Source organism: Psychrobacter immobilis (assembly GCF_904846175.1).
Lineage (GTDB): Bacteria > Pseudomonadota > Gammaproteobacteria > Pseudomonadales > Moraxellaceae > Psychrobacter > Psychrobacter immobilis_E.
Genome location: NZ_CAJGZM010000002.1, coordinates 141,903 through 160,944 on the forward strand (window position 1 = coordinate 141,903; position 19,042 = coordinate 160,944).

General features: G+C 42.6%; 15 protein-coding genes. 10 read left to right on the forward strand and 5 right to left on the reverse strand.

Features of this window, described 5'->3' with window-relative positions:
• Positions 1-564: 564 nt before the first annotated feature.
• The gene (locus tag JMW39_RS03165; protein ID WP_201543737.1) at positions 565-954 is read left to right on the forward strand and encodes an SCP-2 sterol transfer family protein; all 390 of its coding nucleotides are present in this window, start codon (positions 565-567) and stop codon (positions 952-954) included.
• A 106-nt stretch (positions 955-1,060) separates the two neighbouring features.
• Here JMW39_RS03165 and JMW39_RS03170 read toward each other — a convergent pair whose 3' ends face one another.
• The gene (locus JMW39_RS03170; protein WP_201543738.1) at positions 1,061-2,044 is read right to left on the reverse strand and encodes a hypothetical protein; all 984 of its coding nucleotides are present in this window, start codon (positions 2,042-2,044) and stop codon (positions 1,061-1,063) included.
• 461 nt (positions 2,045-2,505) lie between these two features.
• Here JMW39_RS03170 and JMW39_RS03175 point away from each other — a divergent pair, with 461 nt between their 5' ends.
• The 3 genes from JMW39_RS03175 to JMW39_RS03185 all read left to right on the forward strand — a co-directional run bounded on the left by JMW39_RS03175 (position 2,506) and on the right by JMW39_RS03185 (position 4,979).
• The gene (locus JMW39_RS03175) at positions 2,506-3,741 is read left to right on the forward strand and encodes a lipoprotein-releasing ABC transporter permease subunit (RefSeq protein WP_201543739.1); all 1,236 of its coding nucleotides are present in this window, start codon (positions 2,506-2,508) and stop codon (positions 3,739-3,741) included.
• A 44-nt stretch (positions 3,742-3,785) separates the two neighbouring features.
• Positions 3,786-4,466: a lipoprotein-releasing ABC transporter ATP-binding protein LolD gene (gene lolD, locus JMW39_RS03180; RefSeq protein WP_183618766.1), complete on the forward strand. Its 681-nt coding sequence runs from the start codon at positions 3,786-3,788 to the stop codon at positions 4,464-4,466.
• A 195-nt stretch (positions 4,467-4,661) separates the two neighbouring features.
• The gene (locus tag JMW39_RS03185) at positions 4,662-4,979 is read left to right on the forward strand and encodes a hypothetical protein (protein WP_201543740.1); all 318 of its coding nucleotides are present in this window, start codon (positions 4,662-4,664) and stop codon (positions 4,977-4,979) included.
• Between the two features lie 98 nt (positions 4,980-5,077).
• On the opposite strand, the gene JMW39_RS03190 is transcribed toward JMW39_RS03185, so the two are convergent.
• A complete protein-coding gene (locus JMW39_RS03190) occupies positions 5,078-5,653 on the reverse strand; it encodes a DUF2062 domain-containing protein (protein ID WP_227679215.1) in 576 nt (191 codons plus the stop codon).
• Between the two features lie 247 nt (positions 5,654-5,900).
• On the opposite strand from JMW39_RS03190, the gene JMW39_RS03195 reads away from it, so the two are divergent.
• The 4 genes from JMW39_RS03195 to JMW39_RS03210 all read left to right on the forward strand — a co-directional run bounded on the left by JMW39_RS03195 (position 5,901) and on the right by JMW39_RS03210 (position 12,283).
• Positions 5,901-9,026, forward strand: a complete 3,126-nt coding sequence (locus JMW39_RS03195; protein ID WP_201543741.1) for a ComEC/Rec2 family competence protein — start codon at positions 5,901-5,903, stop codon at positions 9,024-9,026.
• A gap of 287 nt (positions 9,027-9,313) precedes the next feature.
• The gene (gene sppA, locus JMW39_RS03200; RefSeq protein ID WP_183618759.1) at positions 9,314-10,369 is read left to right on the forward strand and encodes a signal peptide peptidase SppA; all 1,056 of its coding nucleotides are present in this window, start codon (positions 9,314-9,316) and stop codon (positions 10,367-10,369) included.
• Between the two features lie 147 nt (positions 10,370-10,516).
• The gene (locus JMW39_RS03205; protein WP_201543743.1) at positions 10,517-11,419 is read left to right on the forward strand and encodes an alpha/beta fold hydrolase; all 903 of its coding nucleotides are present in this window, start codon (positions 10,517-10,519) and stop codon (positions 11,417-11,419) included.
• A gap of 90 nt (positions 11,420-11,509) precedes the next feature.
• Positions 11,510-12,283: a CPBP family intramembrane glutamic endopeptidase gene (locus tag JMW39_RS03210; RefSeq protein WP_265088442.1), complete on the forward strand. Its 774-nt coding sequence runs from the start codon at positions 11,510-11,512 to the stop codon at positions 12,281-12,283.
• A gap of 116 nt (positions 12,284-12,399) precedes the next feature.
• Here JMW39_RS03210 and dusA read toward each other — a convergent pair whose 3' ends face one another.
• The 3 genes from dusA to JMW39_RS03225 form a co-directional block, all read right to left on the reverse strand.
• A complete protein-coding gene (gene dusA, locus JMW39_RS03215; protein WP_201543745.1) occupies positions 12,400-13,371 on the reverse strand; it encodes a tRNA dihydrouridine(20/20a) synthase DusA in 972 nt (323 codons plus the stop codon).
• A gap of 205 nt (positions 13,372-13,576) precedes the next feature.
• Positions 13,577-14,878, reverse strand: a complete 1,302-nt coding sequence (locus JMW39_RS03220; RefSeq protein ID WP_201543747.1) for an MFS transporter — start codon at positions 14,876-14,878, stop codon at positions 13,577-13,579.
• Between the two features lie 258 nt (positions 14,879-15,136).
• On the reverse strand, positions 15,137-16,870 hold the full coding sequence (locus JMW39_RS03225; RefSeq protein WP_201543749.1) for a phospholipase D family protein: 1,734 nt from the start codon (positions 16,868-16,870) through the stop codon (positions 15,137-15,139).
• 454 nt (positions 16,871-17,324) lie between these two features.
• On the opposite strand from JMW39_RS03225, the gene JMW39_RS03230 reads away from it, so the two are divergent.
• Both JMW39_RS03230 and JMW39_RS03235 read left to right on the forward strand, forming a co-directional pair.
• Positions 17,325-18,614, forward strand: a complete 1,290-nt coding sequence (locus JMW39_RS03230; protein ID WP_201543751.1) for an O-succinylhomoserine sulfhydrylase — start codon at positions 17,325-17,327, stop codon at positions 18,612-18,614.
• Between the two features lie 80 nt (positions 18,615-18,694).
• On the forward strand, positions 18,695-19,024 hold the full coding sequence (locus JMW39_RS03235) for a YbaB/EbfC family nucleoid-associated protein (protein WP_201543753.1): 330 nt from the start codon (positions 18,695-18,697) through the stop codon (positions 19,022-19,024).
• Positions 19,025-19,042 lie beyond the last annotated feature (18 nt).

A 19,042-nucleotide genomic window follows, 5' to 3' on the forward strand; every position in this document is an offset into this window, starting at 1 on the left:
ATCTATTGAGGCTGAGTATGTATCTTAATTATTACTACTAATAGTAGTATGAACGAAGATAAATACTAATATTCAACGGATGATAAAAAGCTTATACACCATTGATGTATGCTAGCGGCGGCTGACAAAAACACATGTTTACGTAATGTTTAGTTAAAACTCCCGACTCTGTTTAAGGGTATTGTAACGCAAACCTAATCAAATATCATCAGAACTATGCGCCAAAATACAAACTCTTTGGTAAAAATTTTAGCAAACAACTTATTATTGCTGCGTTGTTCCTCTATTTTATACCCAATCTTCATACTATTCTAGGGTTGAAAAAATATACTGCTAGCAAGCTCAAAAAACAAATTGTTACGAAGGTTTTGTAACAATTGCAGCCTTAGTGCTACAAATAGGTTTTACTTATTATCAAGTCGCATCTTATAATGACACTTAGCATGATGAGTCATAAAGTGCTTTTGGCATTAATGTTAGTGACACTTTTAACCATTTAAATAGCGGTTAGGCTAGAGCGCTACACAGCAACAGCCTACCATAATAAGTATTAGGGATAATAATATGGCAGTTTTTTTGACAGATGAGTGGTTTGAGCAAGTTGAACAAATGGGCAACGAAGCCGGTGAATTAAATTTACCACCAGCATTGGCTAATATGATCGTTAACCTAAAGGTATCTGACACAGAACAAGATATTGAAGCGAGTTTCGCAGATGGTTTGTTACATCGTGGGCTAAATGACGCAGCGACGACCACCTTGTTGCTTGATCGCAGCATCTTGCAATCAATCATCACCGATTTTGATACCAATGAAATCATGGGTGCATTTATGGGTGGTAAGATTCGTGTCGAAGGCGATATGTCACAATTAATGGCCGTACAAACGGCGCGCCCAAGTGCTGAGCAAAAAGAGCTTTACAGTAATATTAAATCAATGACCACGATGGCTTAATGGTCTGCTTTTCATTTTTATATAAATAACATTGAACACAAAAAAGCCCTTAATACATATTAAGGGCTTTTTTGGCGAAGAATTTAACAGTAAAGTAATTTCTGAATTAACTGGCTTTTGAGTGTTGCGCGCTGGCTTGCGATTTTTGATTTTCTTTATAAATCGCCGCTTGTAGCCAGATATTGGCTTGTACATAGTCATGCACTTGAATAGCAGCAGTCGTTGAGGTTTTAGGTGCGCCAATACGAATCACAAACGGGTCAGCATCTTGCTCGCGCAGTACCACTACATCAAATAAGATAATGGCTTGACTATTAAATACCGTTTCTTGCTTACCAAGCACCTGACCTTGGCACCAAGCTTCATCTTCTTGTCCTAAGGTGTCACCAAACAGGTAAGCACACATATGACCGAGATTAATCTCGACGGGTGCCATTTGCTCTTTGGTCTCTGGTTGCCATGCTTTGATTTGCTCTTGTAAATCATCAGGCATTTTTCCATCATTGGCTGCGACAATGTCGTTAAAAGCACGATGATAGCGAATGGCCTCTTGGTCTTCGACCATAATCACCTCGTCTTGTTCGCTCAGCTTAATCTCATGCGCCCAAGCACTAAAATTCACATAATACGCCATATCCTGCTGATATAAATGACGGTTAGCGGTATAAAGCTGGTCGAAAGCATAGATGATACTGCCATCAGCGGTGCGTAAGCGCAAGACCGCATCATGGGTATTGTCATTGACAATCATACGCTCGATTTTGCACGTCAATCCATACGGGCTATCGACACAAGGGTAAGCATTGATAAAACATTCAGGCTTGCCATCTTTCATCGCCAGCACCTGATTGATATGACAAGGCTGGTCTTCAGATAAGAGTAAGCAACTGTCTTTTGCAGAACTGACATTACTATTGAGACCTTTTGGCATGGCCGCTTTTTCAATCATCTTTTGTAGCCATTCTGGCACGTCTTGACTCATGTCATCGGTCAAAATGCGCCAATGATCGGCGTGGCCGGCAGACTGCTCGTCAGTTAGGGTGATTTTGATAGGGGATTGGATGTTTTTATATTGATAATTAATGGTCATGAATATACTCAAACTTAAGTCAGCCATGAGGTTTGGGTCTAAAACTGTGATTGCTGACCATTATCCAATATATGAGCGGATTGGTTTATGATAACCAGCAATGTCGTCAGTAAAGAGGCAACAAACAACAATGAGGGGTTAATGACAATTGTCCTTAGCATACAATATATAGGTATAGACGCAACTAATAGCAAGCCCCTCATGAAAAATAATGCTAAAAGTTAAGTTTTTGTTAAAAAATACCGGCAGTTTGCGCTAATGACTGGCACATATAAGTCAAATTGTGTCAAACTAGCTCCCTTTTGACAGCAGCATTTTGCTGGTCATAACCCCTGTTTTTGTGTTCGATTGATATGTTTTTGCGGCAAGTGCTTTGTTAAGCGTAATGCTACGAGGCGGTTGTTGCATCTGATTTTATAACATAAATAAAGTCGCACGTGGATAAGATAAAGAGTTTGAATATGTTTCGTCCTTTAGCGTTATTTATCGGCTTACGGTACACCCGAGCAGAGCGTAGTAATGGCTTTATCTCCTTTATATCGCTGATCTCAATGATTGGTCTGACGCTTGGCGTGGCGGTATTGATTACGGTGCTATCGGTCATGAATGGTTTTGATCGTGAGTTAAAGACTCGTATTTTGGGTATGGTGCCGCAAGCGACTGTCACTTCGACTGAGATTATCGGTGATTGGAAGCAGGTGGCAGATAAGATCAAAGAAGACCCAGAAGTCGCCGCCGTTGCGCCTTTTATCCAGCTGCAAGGTATGCTGACCTCCAACGGTCAAGTAGCTGGGATTATGGTCACCGGTGTTGATCCTGAATACGAAAAGAACGTCTCTATCATCAACGAGCATATGGTAGAAGGCAGTATTGATACGCTGCAAAACGGCGAATTCAGTATTGTGCTTGGCGAAGAGATGGTACAGTCTTTGGGGCTGCGCTTAGGCGATAAAGTGACGTTGGTGCTACCAGAAGCCTCGCCATCACCAGCGGGCGTGATACCGCGCTTTAAGCGTTTTACCTTGACAGGTATCTTTACCATCAGTCCAGAAGTAGATAGCCTAATGGCGTTTATTCCGATGGGTGATGCGGCAAAATTACTGCGTCTGCCAGAGGGCGCGCAGGGTATCCGCATGAAGCTTGATGATATCTTTAACGCACCGATGGCCGCCCAAAGAGCTGCTGCCATTGCTCCTGAGCAATTATATCCTAGCGATTGGACCCAAACGCACGGCAATCTGTTTGGTGCTATTCAAATGGAAAAAGCCATGGTCGGCTTGCTTTTATTCTTAATTATTTTAGTTGCGGCTTTTAATATTGTCTCAAGTCTGGTCATGCTAGTGACCGACAAAAAAGCCGATATCGCCATTTTAAAAACCTTTGGCGCCTCACCGCGTTTGATTACTCATGTCTTTATGGTACAGGGTGTGGTTATTGGTTTTATCGGTACGATTGCGGGTACGATACTGGGCGTGATATTTGCCCTGACCGTCAGTGACATTTTGGGCTTTATCAATAATAGCTTTGGTTTAAATTTATTTGATGCTTACTTTGTCAACTATCTGCCATCACAGTTGCGTTTGACCGATGTGGTGCTGATTACCAGTGCGTCATTTGTATTGAGCTTTTTGGCGACCATTTATCCAGCACGCCGAGCGGCTAAAATTCAGCCCGCTCAAACGCTACGTTACGAGTAATCTACAGGCGTTAATGCCATGATAAATACAATAAAGGAAGCGCTATGTCTGCGATTTTAAAAGCGACCAATATTAATAAGATTTACGATGAAGGGGCGGTGAGTACCCAAGTATTGACAGGTTTAGATTTGACCGTCAATGCCGGTGAGCGCATTGCGATTGTTGGTACCAGTGGTTCAGGAAAAAGCACCTTATTGCATTTGCTCGGCGGACTTGATACGCCAACCAGCGGTGAGGTGTGGCTACACGGACAGCTGCTAAATACGATGAATGAAACTGAGCGCGGCGCGATGCGCAATAAGCACTTAGGATTTATTTATCAGTTTCACCATCTATTGGCGGAATTTACTGCGGTTGAAAACGTCGCTATGCCGCTATTGATGCGTCCAAAAATGTCGACCACAGAAGCGCGCCAACAAGCTATCGATATTTTAAACAGTGTTGGTCTAGAGCATCGCTTGGCACACAGGCCGGGTGAGCTATCAGGTGGTGAGCGTCAGCGTGTGGCGATTGCCCGTGCGCTGGTGACCAAGCCTTCGCTTATCTTGGCAGATGAGCCAACGGGTAACTTGGATTATGACAATGCCCAAAGCGTGTTTGGCCTGTTATCAGAGCTACAAAGTACCATGCAAACAGCGCTATTAATGGTGACGCATGACCGTAGCTTAGCGGCGCTTGCTGATCGTCAGCTACTCTTGCGTAATGGTCATTGGGAAGATTATTAAACCTTTATCTTTAATATTTCGTTTTTAATAATATTTTTAACCGTTTCTTCTAAAAGTTGCATGATTACCGTTACTTAGCGGTAGCATGATACGGTTGGACTTTTTATAAAAGCTGCTCATAAAAAATGCGAAAAAAGAGAGGCTGCATCTAGCAGCCTTAACTAATGAATAAAGCCATAAATAAGGATTGATAAGATGGATAAAGATGACGACCCAATTGAAGCGTTTGGCAGTATCGAAGAAGGCAACGAGCCATTAAAGCCTTATATGGATGCGACGCTGTTTGACACCATTGATAAACAGGCACAAATAGAGTTGCTCACGCCCGTTTTTGACTCGATTACTTTAGCGGGTGCGGATTACGATTTAAAAGCGCAGGACAGTGCAACCGGCAAGCGCTATACGCTGCTGAAAGATGAAAAAGTGATTGATATTTTTGTGATGGATACTAATCTTACTGATAATGTTCTCAATGCTATTGAAAAGCATAAAGAGCAAGAAGATGAGCTATAACGTTGCGTAAAAAATAGGCGCTTTCTGTTTTTTTTCAATAAGACTGTTTTTATAATAAGACTGCTTTTTAACGAATAGTTATTAATAATAGAAATCTACTAACGCTTGGTTAATTTATCAGAAGGCTTTTTCTGACGTTTTTGCCAACTGGTGACGGTTTTATAGCGCCAAATTGCTTTAAATGCTAAGCCGCATACGATGCTGCTGATAATAGCTAAAATTGTCAACCCTAAACAAAATGCAGCGATTGATACCGTACCTTTATAAGTAATAAAGGGGTTGGCACCATCTGATAATGCCCATAGGCTAAAATCCGCAATCATCCTGCCGATAAGTCGCAAGCTAATCATTGGTACATCAAGGATTTTGGCACCAATATAATAGCCAGCATAAAAGACTGGCAAGCTGGTTACTGGATTGGTAATCCACGTTAAACCGAGCGCCATCGGTACATTGGCACGGAAAATGAGCGCACCGATTAATGCCAGTAACATCTGTCCTGGTAGCGGAAAAAATGCGCTAAGCACGCCTATATAAACCGCTTTATTTAAACTGTGGCGATTAAAATGCCATAAACGCGGGTCGGCAAGTTGCGGCGCAAACCATTTTAATGTGCGGCTGGCTAAGATTTTTTCAGGAGTGGGAAGTAGGTCTTTTAGACGTTTATTTGGCACAGAATTGCCTTTACTCGTTATCTGCAGCCCGCTCAAATATATTGCTAGGCTGTTATGCAGTGATATTATTAATAAAAAATACAGATAAGAATGTTATCAGAAAAGCAGGAGGATAATGTTGGATAATCATCGTCGCAATATTTCTGCTCAGTATAGGGTAATAGTAGAATAAATGCCATCGCCTGACGCTAGTGTCTACTATTAAGACTAAAGTCAGTCGTCATCTAAACAGAGTATCAAGCAAGGAATGCTGGTGTACTGGTTACTTGGTAGCTTAATAATCATCGTTATGATGGGCGTTTTGGCCGTTGCTGATAGTATGACACTGCCTGTTAGTCCGTTATTAGCAGACCTCAGCGCTGCTACGATATTGCCGCTATTATTAACGATACTTACTATTGTCTTATTAGTCGTCAGTCAACGTCGTTTTTCATTTCCTCATTCCTTTAACGTCAAAATACCTCTTGCTCAAAATGCTTCTCTAAATTCTACAACAACCTCATCTTATAACTTGTCACTACTGTCTAAATGTATCCGCTATTTCTTATTGGCAGGATTATCGTTGGTGCTGATTATAGGTAGTGGGCTGCTCGCTTTAATGAGCCATCAGGAGGCGCAAAATAGCGCCATAAAGCAACCTTTGCGTGTACAAGCGCTAGTTAGTATCGAAGGAATAAGCGATAGTGTCTATGATATTACAAGCGATAGTGGCTATCGACAGGTCGCCACCATCAGTCAAATATCACCGTTATTGTCTGAATTGACAGCGCAGGATTTGGACAAGTTGACGGCACAATACGCTGCCAATTATAGAGAAGCTCTGGATAATAGCCTAAGCAATAATAGAGAAAATAAAGATGATTTGAGCGGAGATAGTGCTGAAACTTTTGCAGGATTTGATAAAACTGAATACCGTGTATTGCTAAACGCCTACCCAAAAAAGCCAAAGCCTAAAAAACCTTCTAAAAAAAGTAATGAGAAGCAATCGCAGACTATAGACTTAAATCATCTGCAGCCCAGTGATCAGTTATTGATGACCTTGACGCTAGCACCACTTGCTAACTCTGAGCAAGCAATAAATAATCCAACGGGATTTGATAGTTATCGGTGGTTACGAGGGCGGCATATCGATGGGGTCGCTAATATATTAGCGACCAGTACTGCAACTATTCCCTTTAATTATTCAGCGACATCATCTAAAGCTGACGATTCTTATCTACAACGTTTTCGTACCGTTATCGACCAAGGACGTTGGCAGCTGCGCCAACACTTTTATCAAGATTGGACCGCACAAACCACAGAAGAGCAGCAAGCAAAAGCAGTGACTTTGAGTTTACTGACCGGTGATCGCAGTTTAATCAATCGCGATACCAAAGATTTATATCAGCTGGCCGGTATTTCTCATTTATTGGCTATCTCAGGGACGCATGTTTTATTTTTAGCGATTGTGTTAGCGGGATTGGCGGTCTCATTGCTGAATCGTTTTTTTTCATCTCTATATCGTTATATTCCGCGCTGGCAAGTGCGCTGGTGGGTCATGATTAGCGCGGCTTTTATTTATGCCTTATTTACAGGGTTTGATGTGCCTGCTGCGCGTACGGCATGGATGTTATTAGCGATAGGGTTGATACGTCTGACACTACTACCGATTAGTACCATGCGTATATTGTTGGCGCTGGCAGTATTGATGGCATGGCTTGACCCGTACGTCTTGTGGCAGGCAGGTTATTGGCTGTCTTTTATAGCGGTGGCGCTATTGTTAAAATATGAGGATAGCTCAGTACAGTCGAGTCAAGCAGAATTCACCCAGCTAACGGTTTTTAGTTATGATGATAATACAAGCAAGCATATGCTTAAAAGCATGGCGCTTGGCTTTAAAAGACTGTTTAAGTTACAGTTTTGGCTATTTATCGCGCTGTTGCCCATTACCTTGTTATTGTTTGGCAAGGCTTCACTGTTAGGGCTTGTCGTCAACCTATTTGCCATTGGTTTATTTGGCTGGGTGATTGTACCGCTGAATCTACTAGCGGGGCTTTGCTATCTTATCTTGCCCACGTTAGCAGATGCTATTTGGACGCTAGTGATTGCCATCGTTGCTTATTTACACGAGCTAATCACGTGGCTGACAGCATTACCTATATTCTCAGGCGCATGGCTCTATACGCCAGTCAATACGGCTATTTTATTGATGGTTTCATTGGCTATGTTGCCGTGGTTATTGCCTCGCGGGCTTATCAGTCGTTGGCTCGCGCTACCGCCGCTAACACTGCTGGTTATGACGGTATATGCCAATCAGCAGTCGTTAACTATGATACCAACTCTCTATATTTTACCGACGGGTGACCAATATATGAGTGCGGTTTTGCTGCAATATCCTGTGCTAACCAATGAAAATTCGTATAAAGATAATAATAAAGACGCATCCGCTAAAAGGGTAAATAAGAAAAATGTCAGTTGGTTGTTTCTAGCCGATCATAGACCTAATGGTATCCGTACGATGCCAAGTACGCTAACGGCTGATAAGCTTTCCGCGACGCTAGAGCAGCAACTACACAGCTTATCCATTAAGCGCTTAGAAGGTATCGTGGTGCAAAGTAGTAGCGCTGCATTGAGTGCTAAATTGTCAACATCATCGACAGGTTCGACTAACAACAGCAAGACATTTAAGACCGCTACTTCTAAGACAGATAACTCTAATCCGAGCAATGCTGAATTACTACCAATGACAGTAGCGCAACTAAGTCAACGTTTCCCAACGGCTCAATATTGGCAAGCAGGGCGTAGTGAGCGCTGGCCTGAGCTTCAGCGCGCTTATCAAACCACCAGTCAAGCTAAAACTCATGTAACCATCAGCGCCCAAGGTTGTGAGCAAGGTAAGATCTGGCAACTTACAAATGGTGATTTAACTTTGCAAGCCATAACAGGTTGGAGCAAAATAAACGATGCCAGTGTGTGGGATTGTACACTTGCTATTGATAGTGGATTGCCTATTCAAGTGATAAATTATAATGCGGCTGAGCCACTAAAATCATTACCTGCTAATATACAAACGCTTCAGTCCGATATAGAAGCGCCACCTTCTCAAACTAAAAATCCTCAATCACGCTTGATTCTGAATGCCGATACGCATCCGCGCGTTTGGCAAATGTGGTCGTTATTATGTGCGATTGAACCGAATGCTAAAAATGACACTTTAAACAACGCATTAAACAATACCTTAGATGATGCCATAAATAGCACGACATGGCTTGGACGCAGCACTTCGCATATATCTGCAGATGTAATAAGTGAGCAACAAATCCATGAGATAATCACTTACGATAATAAGCCACTAGATGCCACTTTATCTTTTAATACTGATAGTAAGGATTAACCTTAGGCTTTACCTTAATAGTGTTATTCTTATAAAATGCCTTGCTTATAAGGTGTCGCTCTTATAAAGGTGTCGCCCTTATAATATCAAGCTATTTCACAGTTCTGCTATTGAACCATGAGGGAAATGGCACCATACTTAGTAGCTTATTTAACTTGTATGAAAGCACTACAAAACACACTTCTATAAGTAAATATGCTTATTGCGGTTGTATTAAGTTTTTGCTCGATTGAGTTTTAAGACCCTCTCTTTTATCGTTTTATATTGTTTCTGACTTAGGAAGTTATATGCCCAACTGGCCACCAGACCCTAACAAACGTCCTGACAACTCGGCAAATCAGCCAACGCCCCTGCAGCAGTCAAATCAGCCAAGCGGACAAGAGTGGCGACTGATTGAAAATACGTTATTGGCCAGTGTGGTTGAGCAGCGCCGCGCCCGTCGCTGGAGTATTTTCTTTAAGCTATTGACCTTTGGTTATATCTTATTGATATTTTTAACCCTTGGTCGCGGTTGCAGCACTAAAACACCAACCAGTCTCGATGGCGTAGATACCAGCAAGCCGCATTTGGCAGTGGTTGAAATCCAGGGGACGATTAGTAGTGGTGATGCCGCCAATGCTTATGATGTCAATGAAGCCTTGACGCGTGCCTTTAAAAACAGCAATGCCAAAGCGGTGGCGCTCGATATTAATTCACCTGGTGGCTCGCCGGTACAGTCTGATGAAATTTGGCAGACGATGATGGATTTACGTAAAGAATATCCTGATAAAAAACTCTACGCGGTGATTGGTGATATGGGTGCTTCTGGCGCTTATTATATTGCCTCGGCAGCGGATGAGATTTATGTCAATCCATCAAGCTTGGTTGGTTCGATTGGTGTGATTATGCCAAGCTATAATATCGAAGGCTTAATGGATAAATTCGGTGTTGAAGACCGTACTATTACCGCAGGCGAGTATAAAGATATCTTAAGCTTGTCACGTCCGCTTACTGCTTATGAAGAGCAGCACGTCGAAAAAGTGTTGAATAATACTCATAAGCACTTTATCAATGCGGTCAAACAAGGTCGCGGTGATCGTCTGAAAAACCCTGAGGAAAACAAACTGTTTTCAGGGCTGTTTTGGACCGGCGAGCAGTCTATTGAGCTTGGTTTAGCAGACAAAAAGGGCAGTATCTCAAGTTTAGAGAAGCAGCTTAAGCTTAAAAATGTGGTCAATTACACGCCAACTGATCCATTTAGTTTATTTATGGATCGCTTCGCCGTTAAGTTAGGTGCAGGCCTTGGTTCAAGCATCAAGCTTGATGTGTTACCACAAGAAGAGGGTAATGCGCAGATGCGCTAAGCCCTTTATATTTTAGATTTAATGTGTATGATTGTTAAGGCTGAGTATAGGATTATACTCAGCCTTAATTGTATATAAATTTAGATTCTTATAATAACTATTCCAAACAACTGTTTAAATCACTATTTAAATTACTGAGAGCCTGTCATGAGTGCCATTAATTTACAGACCTTTGCGTCATTACCCAAATCTAAAATAACCCAAAAACCGGTCATTCATTTTGCTCATGCCAATGGTATGCCAAGTGCTGTTTATGCGCCGTTTTTTGCAGCGCTTACTGAATTTTTTACCATTGAATATATTCCAATGTTGGGTAATACGCCCGATTATCCAGTAGATGATCATTGGAAGAGCCTGACGCAGCAGATTATTGATAGTGTGGAACGTACCTGTGAGCAGCATGGCGTTAGTCAGGTGGTGGGTGTCGGTCATTCGCTTGGTGCGATGTGTACTATGCAGGCGTTATACCGTGCGCCAGAAATCTTTGCGCAAGCGGTGCTGATGGATCCACCTTGGATTTATGGCAAAGTCAGCTTGCTATGGCATTTGGCTAAAACCGCAGATAGATTACCGCTAATGAATAATCGTTTGATGGATAAACTGTCGCCAGCGGGCGTGTCTAAGCATCGCCGTGATGTTTGGGATAGCCGCGAAGATGCCTATGATAAGCTGCGTCATAAAGGGTTTTTTAAAGACTTCGATGAGCGTAGTTTTGATGGCTATATCGAGCATGGTTTACATGAGCGTGCTGATGGAAAGGTAACACTGGCCATTCCTAAAGCCAGCGAAGTTGAGGTTTTTCGTACCAACCCGTCATGGTATTGGCTAACCCCAAACCGTGCGCCTAAGCCGCCAGTGACACTCATCATTGGTGAAGACAGTATATTTCTTAAACGCCGATTTCCGCAGCAAATCAAATCACGCCTTAATATCGATTACGAAACCCATGCAGGTGGTCATATGTTCCCACTTGAGCACCCAGAGTCTGTGGCGCTGCAAGCGCTTGAGCTTATCAAACAGCAGTTGCCAAAGCAAACTGATGCTTATTAGTGCTAGAGCTGATAATAAATGTAATATGGACAGCTCGTACACCCTTTTGAGTGATACTTTATGCTAAAAGACGCGAACCCTGCACCTGCTATGACCCCATCTTTTATGACTACAGCAGCTAAGCCTACAGCGCTATTTTCACGCTTGGGTGCGCTGCTGTTGGTCATAGGCATGGTAGTGACATTTTTTATCAGTCAATTAATCGGTGTATATATCGCCGGCAAACTAGTATTGCCCGCCGCTAAAAATGCAACCATGGGCGATATTTTCTTTTTTGGTAGTAACGATGGCACGGTGGTCAGTCTTTCTATCATTATTGGTTGTGTATTATTGGTAGCAATCAGTGTCTTGTTGATTCGTGTGAGAGGCGGGAATGTACGGCAGTATCTGGCATTAAAGTCATTTTCATGGACAGTCGGTGTTGGCATGCTAGGACTGTTGCTTATATTTATGATTGGCAGTCAGGCATTGACTTATTTACTTAATGAATCGCCACTGGTTTTTGTCGACCCTTTATATCAGTCTGTGAGCTCAGTATGGCTATTGATATTTGCAATGGTGATTGTCGCGCCAATTTATGAAGAGCTTATATTTCGTGGATTGTTGTGGTCGGCTATCGCAGAGCAATTCTCGGACGCAATCTATGCGGAGCATCGCGGGGCAGTCATCGCTAGCTTAGTGACAAGCGTGATATTTGCAGTGATTCATTTGCAATATGGACTTTATGAGATTAGTACCATTGTGGTGCTGGCATTAATATTTTGCTACGCGCGTATTAAGTCGGGATCGCTAGTGCTGCCGATGTTGCTACATATCATTAATAATGGGGCAGCCATGTGGCAGTATTTAGCACAAGTTGCATAAATGCTTAACTATAAACGGCTAACGGCTAACGGCTAACGGCTAACGGCTAACGGCTAATTAGTGAGTGTTTGCATCAATTAGCCGCTACTTTATGCGAGAAGGGTAGTTACTTATTTTCATGCCTCTGGATTTAAGGCTAAGACTTCAGCAGCGGCTTGTTTAATATCGTCAATCGTCAATTGCGGTTTTCCGCTCAATGCCTGTCGCCACTTTCGTGCGCCTATCAAACCTTGGAACAACCCTAAATAATGCCGCGTCATCGTTGGTAGCGCTTCACCTTTAGCGACTTGTTCTTCTAAATAAGGATATAGCTTCGCTAAAATATCTGAGCGCTTAGGACTCGGCGCACCCCATAAACTATTGGCTTCTGCCAATAAGTACGGGTTATGATAAAACGCCCGTCCAATCATCACCCCATCGATATGCTGCAAATGCGCTTTAATATCAGCAACCGTCTCGATACCGCCATTAATTTCGATATCAAGCGCCGGGAAGTCTTGTTTTAAACGATACACATCGTCATAGCGTAATGGGGGTATTTCACGATTTTGCTTCGGGCTCAAGCCCTGTAGCCATGCCGTACGCGCATGAACAATAAAGCGCGTACAACCTGCTGCTGCTACTTTTTCTACGAAATCTACCATAAACTCGTAACTGTCAAAATCATCAATTCCAATACGATGCTTGACGGTCACCGGAATATCGACCGCCGCTTGCATATGTTTGACTAAATCGGCAACCGTGTGTGGCTCCGCCATGAGGCAAGCGCCAATCTTATTATGTTGGACGCGATCAGAGGGACAACCAACGTTGATATTGACCTCATCATAACCATGCTGCTGCGCAAATTCAGCGCATTGGGTCATCTCGCTAATATCTGCGCCGCCCAGTTGTAGCACCAGCGGATGTTCAAGCGCATCAAAGCGCAGATGCCGCGCGCGATTGCCATGTATCAGCGCACCGGTGCTAATCATCTCGGTATAAAGATAAACGTACGGATTAAACAGCCGTGCAAAGTAGCGATAATCTGTCGTCGTCCAATCGATCATGGGCGCAACAGAGAGTCGTTTGTTGGTCATATCAACCATTAGAGTTAAGCCTCGTTATTAAACATGCATAATTTTCAGTGCATTTTTAAGTACAGTTAAAGTGATAATAGATAAAGCGCCATGGTTTATATGTCCATGACGCCTTTTTTTTATCACTTTATCTATATAGATTAAATAGTAAAAAAATCAATGCAATAGCGAAATAGAGATAAATTGAATAGTGGTCACATTAAACAGCTATTCTCTAAATTACCTCATCAATTTTTTTGAATTCGGGCAAATTATAAAAATAAATGCCCATGATGATACCAATAAAGCCGATAAAGGCGATATACAGGGCGGGCGAAAAACTGATATATAAAGTCGCATAACCAAGCCCAAAAGGTACTAAGACTCCGACTATACCATAGGCGACATTATAACAAAGCGCCATGCCGGTAAGTCGCACATTGGTTGGAAATAATTGCACCAAGATTGCCGGTACCATGCCAACAATACCAGAGCAAAACCCTAACAGCGCATACATGATAAGAATATAATCGCCACTTGCTTGCAGATGATAAAAGAAGGCAAACATCTGCGCAATCAATAAAGTAGAGCCAATTGCCAACACTTTCCCGAAGTTTTGATGATTGGAGATAAGACCATAAAATACACAGCCAAAAATCATAAATACAATGCCTAGACTGTGTGAAAATCGAAATAAATCATTGTCTAAAGTAAAGCGCAACTCAATTAAATCAGGTAATAACAGGACGATAACGGTTGTGACACTCGATATAATAAGGGTAAGAAGCAAGCCGATAAAAATAGAATGCTTACAATGCTTAAAGAGTAAGGTAAAGGGCTTAGCAATATAATCACTTGGTTTTGAGGCTTTCATGGCAATGAAAAAAGGCGATTCGTCTATCCAGCGCCATGCCAATAGTGGCAAAACGCTGAGTATCGCTGCGGCAAAAAATGGTACTCGCCAGCCATAGTCAGCCAATTGTTCTGTGGTCATGGAGTTGGTCAGCCAAAGAAAAAAGGCGTTAGAGAATAGGACACCGACAAAAAAGCTGGCGGTCACATAGCTACAGGCAATTGATAAATATTGACGCGGCACGTGTTCTGAGACAAAAACCCAAGCCAGTGGCACAAAAAGCCCAAAAGCCATCCCTTGTATCAGGCGTAAGATAATAAATAACGCTGGCGCAAACAAGCCCCATTGAGCATAAGCAGGCAAACAGGCCATCGCCAGTAAGCTAGCTGCGGTCACCAAGATACTGATTAATAGTATCGGTTTACGACCTTTGCTGTCCCCATAGCGCCCGAAGATAACGCCACCAAATGGACGGGCCAAATAACCAATGGCAAACAGCCCCAGCCCTTGTATTTTCGCCATCGCCGCGCTGGTATTAGCAGGGAAAAAGGCGGCTGCAATGATATCTGCGAGATATAAATAAATCAAAAAATCAAAAAACGCGACTGCGCTGCTAAAGCAGATAAATAGTACGGCATTTCTATCTTTGGAAGACATTAGTGCATATTGAGAACGAGAAGGCATAATAAATCAAGCACCACATAAAGAAGAGTTTATCAAGACGGTTATTATCTAGATAACCGACTATAGTAAAAAACAAGAAACCAGCATAGCTGGATAATAATTTGCTGAAGACGTAAAGTTTTGCGCTAAAAAATACCTGAGCGACAATTCATCTATTTAAAATGGCGCGCTCAAGCTTGCTCTGTTTGTTGAAAAGCTATTCAAAAGTAATTAAATAAGATTTATCGAATATAATTTATTCGATAAAGTGTTCGACCCTTATAGCAACCAATCAATCGGTAGCCATGACATGATGGTCAGCCAAACATGGTCACTGATATCAACAAGCGGCTCTGAATCGTAGACCACTTTTTTGCCACCTTCTATCGTATGCCACTGTAAATTGCCATTTTCTAATAACTTTACTTCGTACGCTTGGGTTAATAAATCATCGCTCAGCGCATCATGTAATTGTTTTGCGAGCTCATCGTCATTGATAATCACACCCATCTCGGTATTGATATTAGCGGAGCGCGGGTCGACATTGTATGAGCCGATGAATACTTGATAGTCATCAACGGCAAAAGCTTTCGCATGCAAGCTGGTTGACGACTGACTGCGCGCCTTCCATAGCTTGTTTTCGCGTTTTTCTTCAGAGGCCGTTGATTTTAGCTCGTAGATTTTTACTCCTGCACGTAGCAGATTAGGACGCCATTGACTGTAGCCAGAATGCACGGCGGTCACATCGGTGGCATCAAAAGAGTTGGTTAAAATATTGATTTCAATACCCGATTCTGCCAGCGCTACCAAGGTGTTAACACCATCTTTGGTCGGTACAAAATAAGATGAGATAATAGTTAGGCGCTTGCTTGGGCTACCCAATAGGGTGCGCAGCTGATGCACCAAATTGGTATCCGCTGGGACAGTTTTGGTCAGTTTCCCGACATCATCACTCAAAAACTGCATGTTCGTCCAGCGAAAGGGCACACGTTTATTGATTAAATCAGTATCAATAGACGAGTCTTCGATAGCGGTTTTATAAACTTCCAAGCTGCTCTTGCTGGAATTTTTCTCATCACTTCTTAGTTGATCCAAACCTTTTAAAAAGTCCGTGGTTTCGCCTTTATCAAGGGTCGCTAAGGTTTGAATATCAAATGAGATTGGTGCCGACCAGTAGCTGGCAAAGCTGTTGTCAATATCGGCGACGACTTTGCCTATCAGTAAAACATCTAAATCCGCAAATTGGCTGTTTTTATCGTTACTTAAGTATTCATCACCAATATTACGCCCACCAATAATGGTAATTTGCTTATCGAAAATCATGCTTTTATTGTGCATGCGGCGATTGATTCGCGGTAAACCAGTTACGAAATTTAAAGTTTGAAATTTACGGTACATCAATGGATTAATAATACGTACCGCAATATTAGGGTGGCTGGCAAAACGTAATAGATGTTGATCAAACTTGGCGCTGTTATTAAAATCATCGAGTAACAGGCGCACGATGACCCCGCGCTCGGCCGCATCCCACAAGTCTTTTAGCATCAGCTGTCCAGCTTGGTCATTATGCCAGATATAATATTGCGCATCGATATTACGGGTGGCCATATTGGTCAAAATACTGCGTGACGCAAAGGCATTGGCTCCCGTCACAATCGGGTGGTAACCAGATAAATCAGGGTGAATCTCGTTTTGTTCACTAATCGCTGCCACCAAATCCGTACTATTGCTTTGTGGATTTGTATTTGCGTTATTATCTTGGCTACTATTTTTATTAGCACTGTCTTGATTACTACTGTCTTCTAGAGTAGGAGTTTGCTGATTATCTGTTTGTTGATTAGCGTCCTGCTGGCTATCATTCTTTTGGTATAAAGCGTCAACGCGTGCCGATAATGCTTGGCTTTCAGGCAAATGCGGCTGTTTTGGTAAAGTTTGGCAGCCACTAAGACCTAACGTGAGCCCAAGCGTTAGACTCAACGATAAGTTGCTTGGTTCTATACTGAATATCGACATAAATGAGCTACCTTCGTGAGCCTGAATATAACGCAGCGCTTGTTAAATGGGGTTGAATTTTTGGGCTATTTTTAGCGATGATAGCACTGATAATGTAGCCTATGATAATATCGCTCAAAGCAATATTCAAAGCGCCGCTAAGCTTAGCAGTTGTCGTCATCTGTGCCTATTATAAATACGTTATTTTTGTTAGATGCAGTGCTTTATTAGCCATGCTACAAATATCTTCCGGTCATCGTTTGCGCTTGCATTGCACTCTTACAAATGCTTTAACCAGTCTTGGTTGTAAATGCTTAAGAATCTTCTTACTAAATAGTATGCAAAAATAATATTTAGCATGGCTTTGAAAGCAGCTGTTTGGAATAAGTTGGCATGCTATGATAACGCGAATGAATGGTATTTATAATCAAAAATAAGCCGTATGTTTAATAATAACCCGTGCAATGGAAAATTTATGAGTCAGTCGCAAACGCATGATGATAGCAATTTGAATAAAATAGATCCAAACTGGCGCAGTGACGCGCTCAATTTAGACCTCGATTATGGCATGCAGACCATTGCGGTACGAGCAGGGCAACATCGCACTGACGAGGGCGAGCACTCAGAAGCAATTTTTACCACCAGCTCTTATGTTTATGAGTCGGCGTCAGATGCCGCTGCCCACTTTAATGGCGAAAAGTCGGGCAACGTTTATTCGCGCCACACCAATCCTAGTGTGCGTACCTTTGAGCGGCGTTTAGCAGCACTCGAAAATGGCGAGCGTGCTGTGGCAACGGCGTCGGGCATGGGTGCAATCTTAACCATGTGCTTAGCCTACTTAAAAGCAGGTGACCACTTACTTGCTGCCAATCAATTATTTGGCTCATCGATTGGCTTGTTTAATAACTATATGGCAAAGTTCGGCGTTGAAGTTAGCTATGTCGATTGCTTCGATAATGAGGCTTGGGCAAATGCGGTTCAGGCGAATACCAAGGTGATTTATTGCGAAAGCCCCAGTAATCCACTGGCACAAATCTGCGATATCGGTTATCTGAGCGAGCTGTGTAAAGCCAATGATATTTTACTGGTCGTTGATAATTGCTTTGCTACGCCTGCATTGCAGCGTCCCCTCGACTTAGGCGCTGATGTGGTCATTCATTCTGCGACCAAATATTTAGACGGACAAGGTCGGGTATTGGGCGGCGCATTGGTCGGCAGTGATAAACTGATGCAAGAGGCATTTACCGTGGTGCGCTCAGGTGGTATAAGCATGAGTCCATTTAACGCTTGGATCTTTACCAAAGGGCTTGAGACGCTTAAATTGCGTATGCAAGCGCACTGTCACAATGCCAATCAAGTGGCAGAATTCTTAGTCAATCATCCCAATGTCAGTACCGTGCATTTCCCAGGTTTAAGTGATCATCCCGCTCACGAATTGGCTACGCGCCAACATCATATGAAAGGTGGTTATGGTGCTATCATGGGCTTTGAGGTTAAACCGTCGGCTAGCTCTGATTTAAAGGGCTCTGATCCAAAAGCTGCTGCTTGGCATGTGATTGACTCAACGCAAATGCTGTCTATCACCAATAATTTGGGCGATGCCAAGACCACGATTACCCATCCAGCGACCACCACCCACTTTCGCCTAACGCCAGAGGCGCGCGCAGAAGCAGGTGTCAACGATAGTCTTATCCGTTTGTCGGTAGGATTAGAAGATGTGGAAGATATCATCAAAGATTTGGCGCGTGGTTTAGACAGTTTGTAAAGATAACGGTATAATCGCTGTTAGCATTTTATTTTAGTAAAATACCAATCATTTATTATTAAAAAACCAAAGAGGCAATTATGAATATTCAAGCATTGATGCAACAAGCACAAACGATGCAAAAGAAAGTTGAAGCAAACGTTGAAAACGCTAAGAAAGAATTGGCTAATAAAGAAGTACACGCCGAAGCGGGCAGTGGTCTAGTAAAAGTAACTATGACGGGTCGTCATGTGGTTAAGCGTTTAACCATCGACCCAAGTTTATTGGAAGATGAGCCGGATATGATTGAAGACTTGATCGCTGCCGCCATCAATGATGCAGTACGTCAAGCGGATGAGTTATACGAAGAAACCATGGCTGGCGCGACCTCAGGTATGGGTTTACCACCGGGTATGCAAGGTATGTTCTAAGTAGCTGGATTTTCAGCG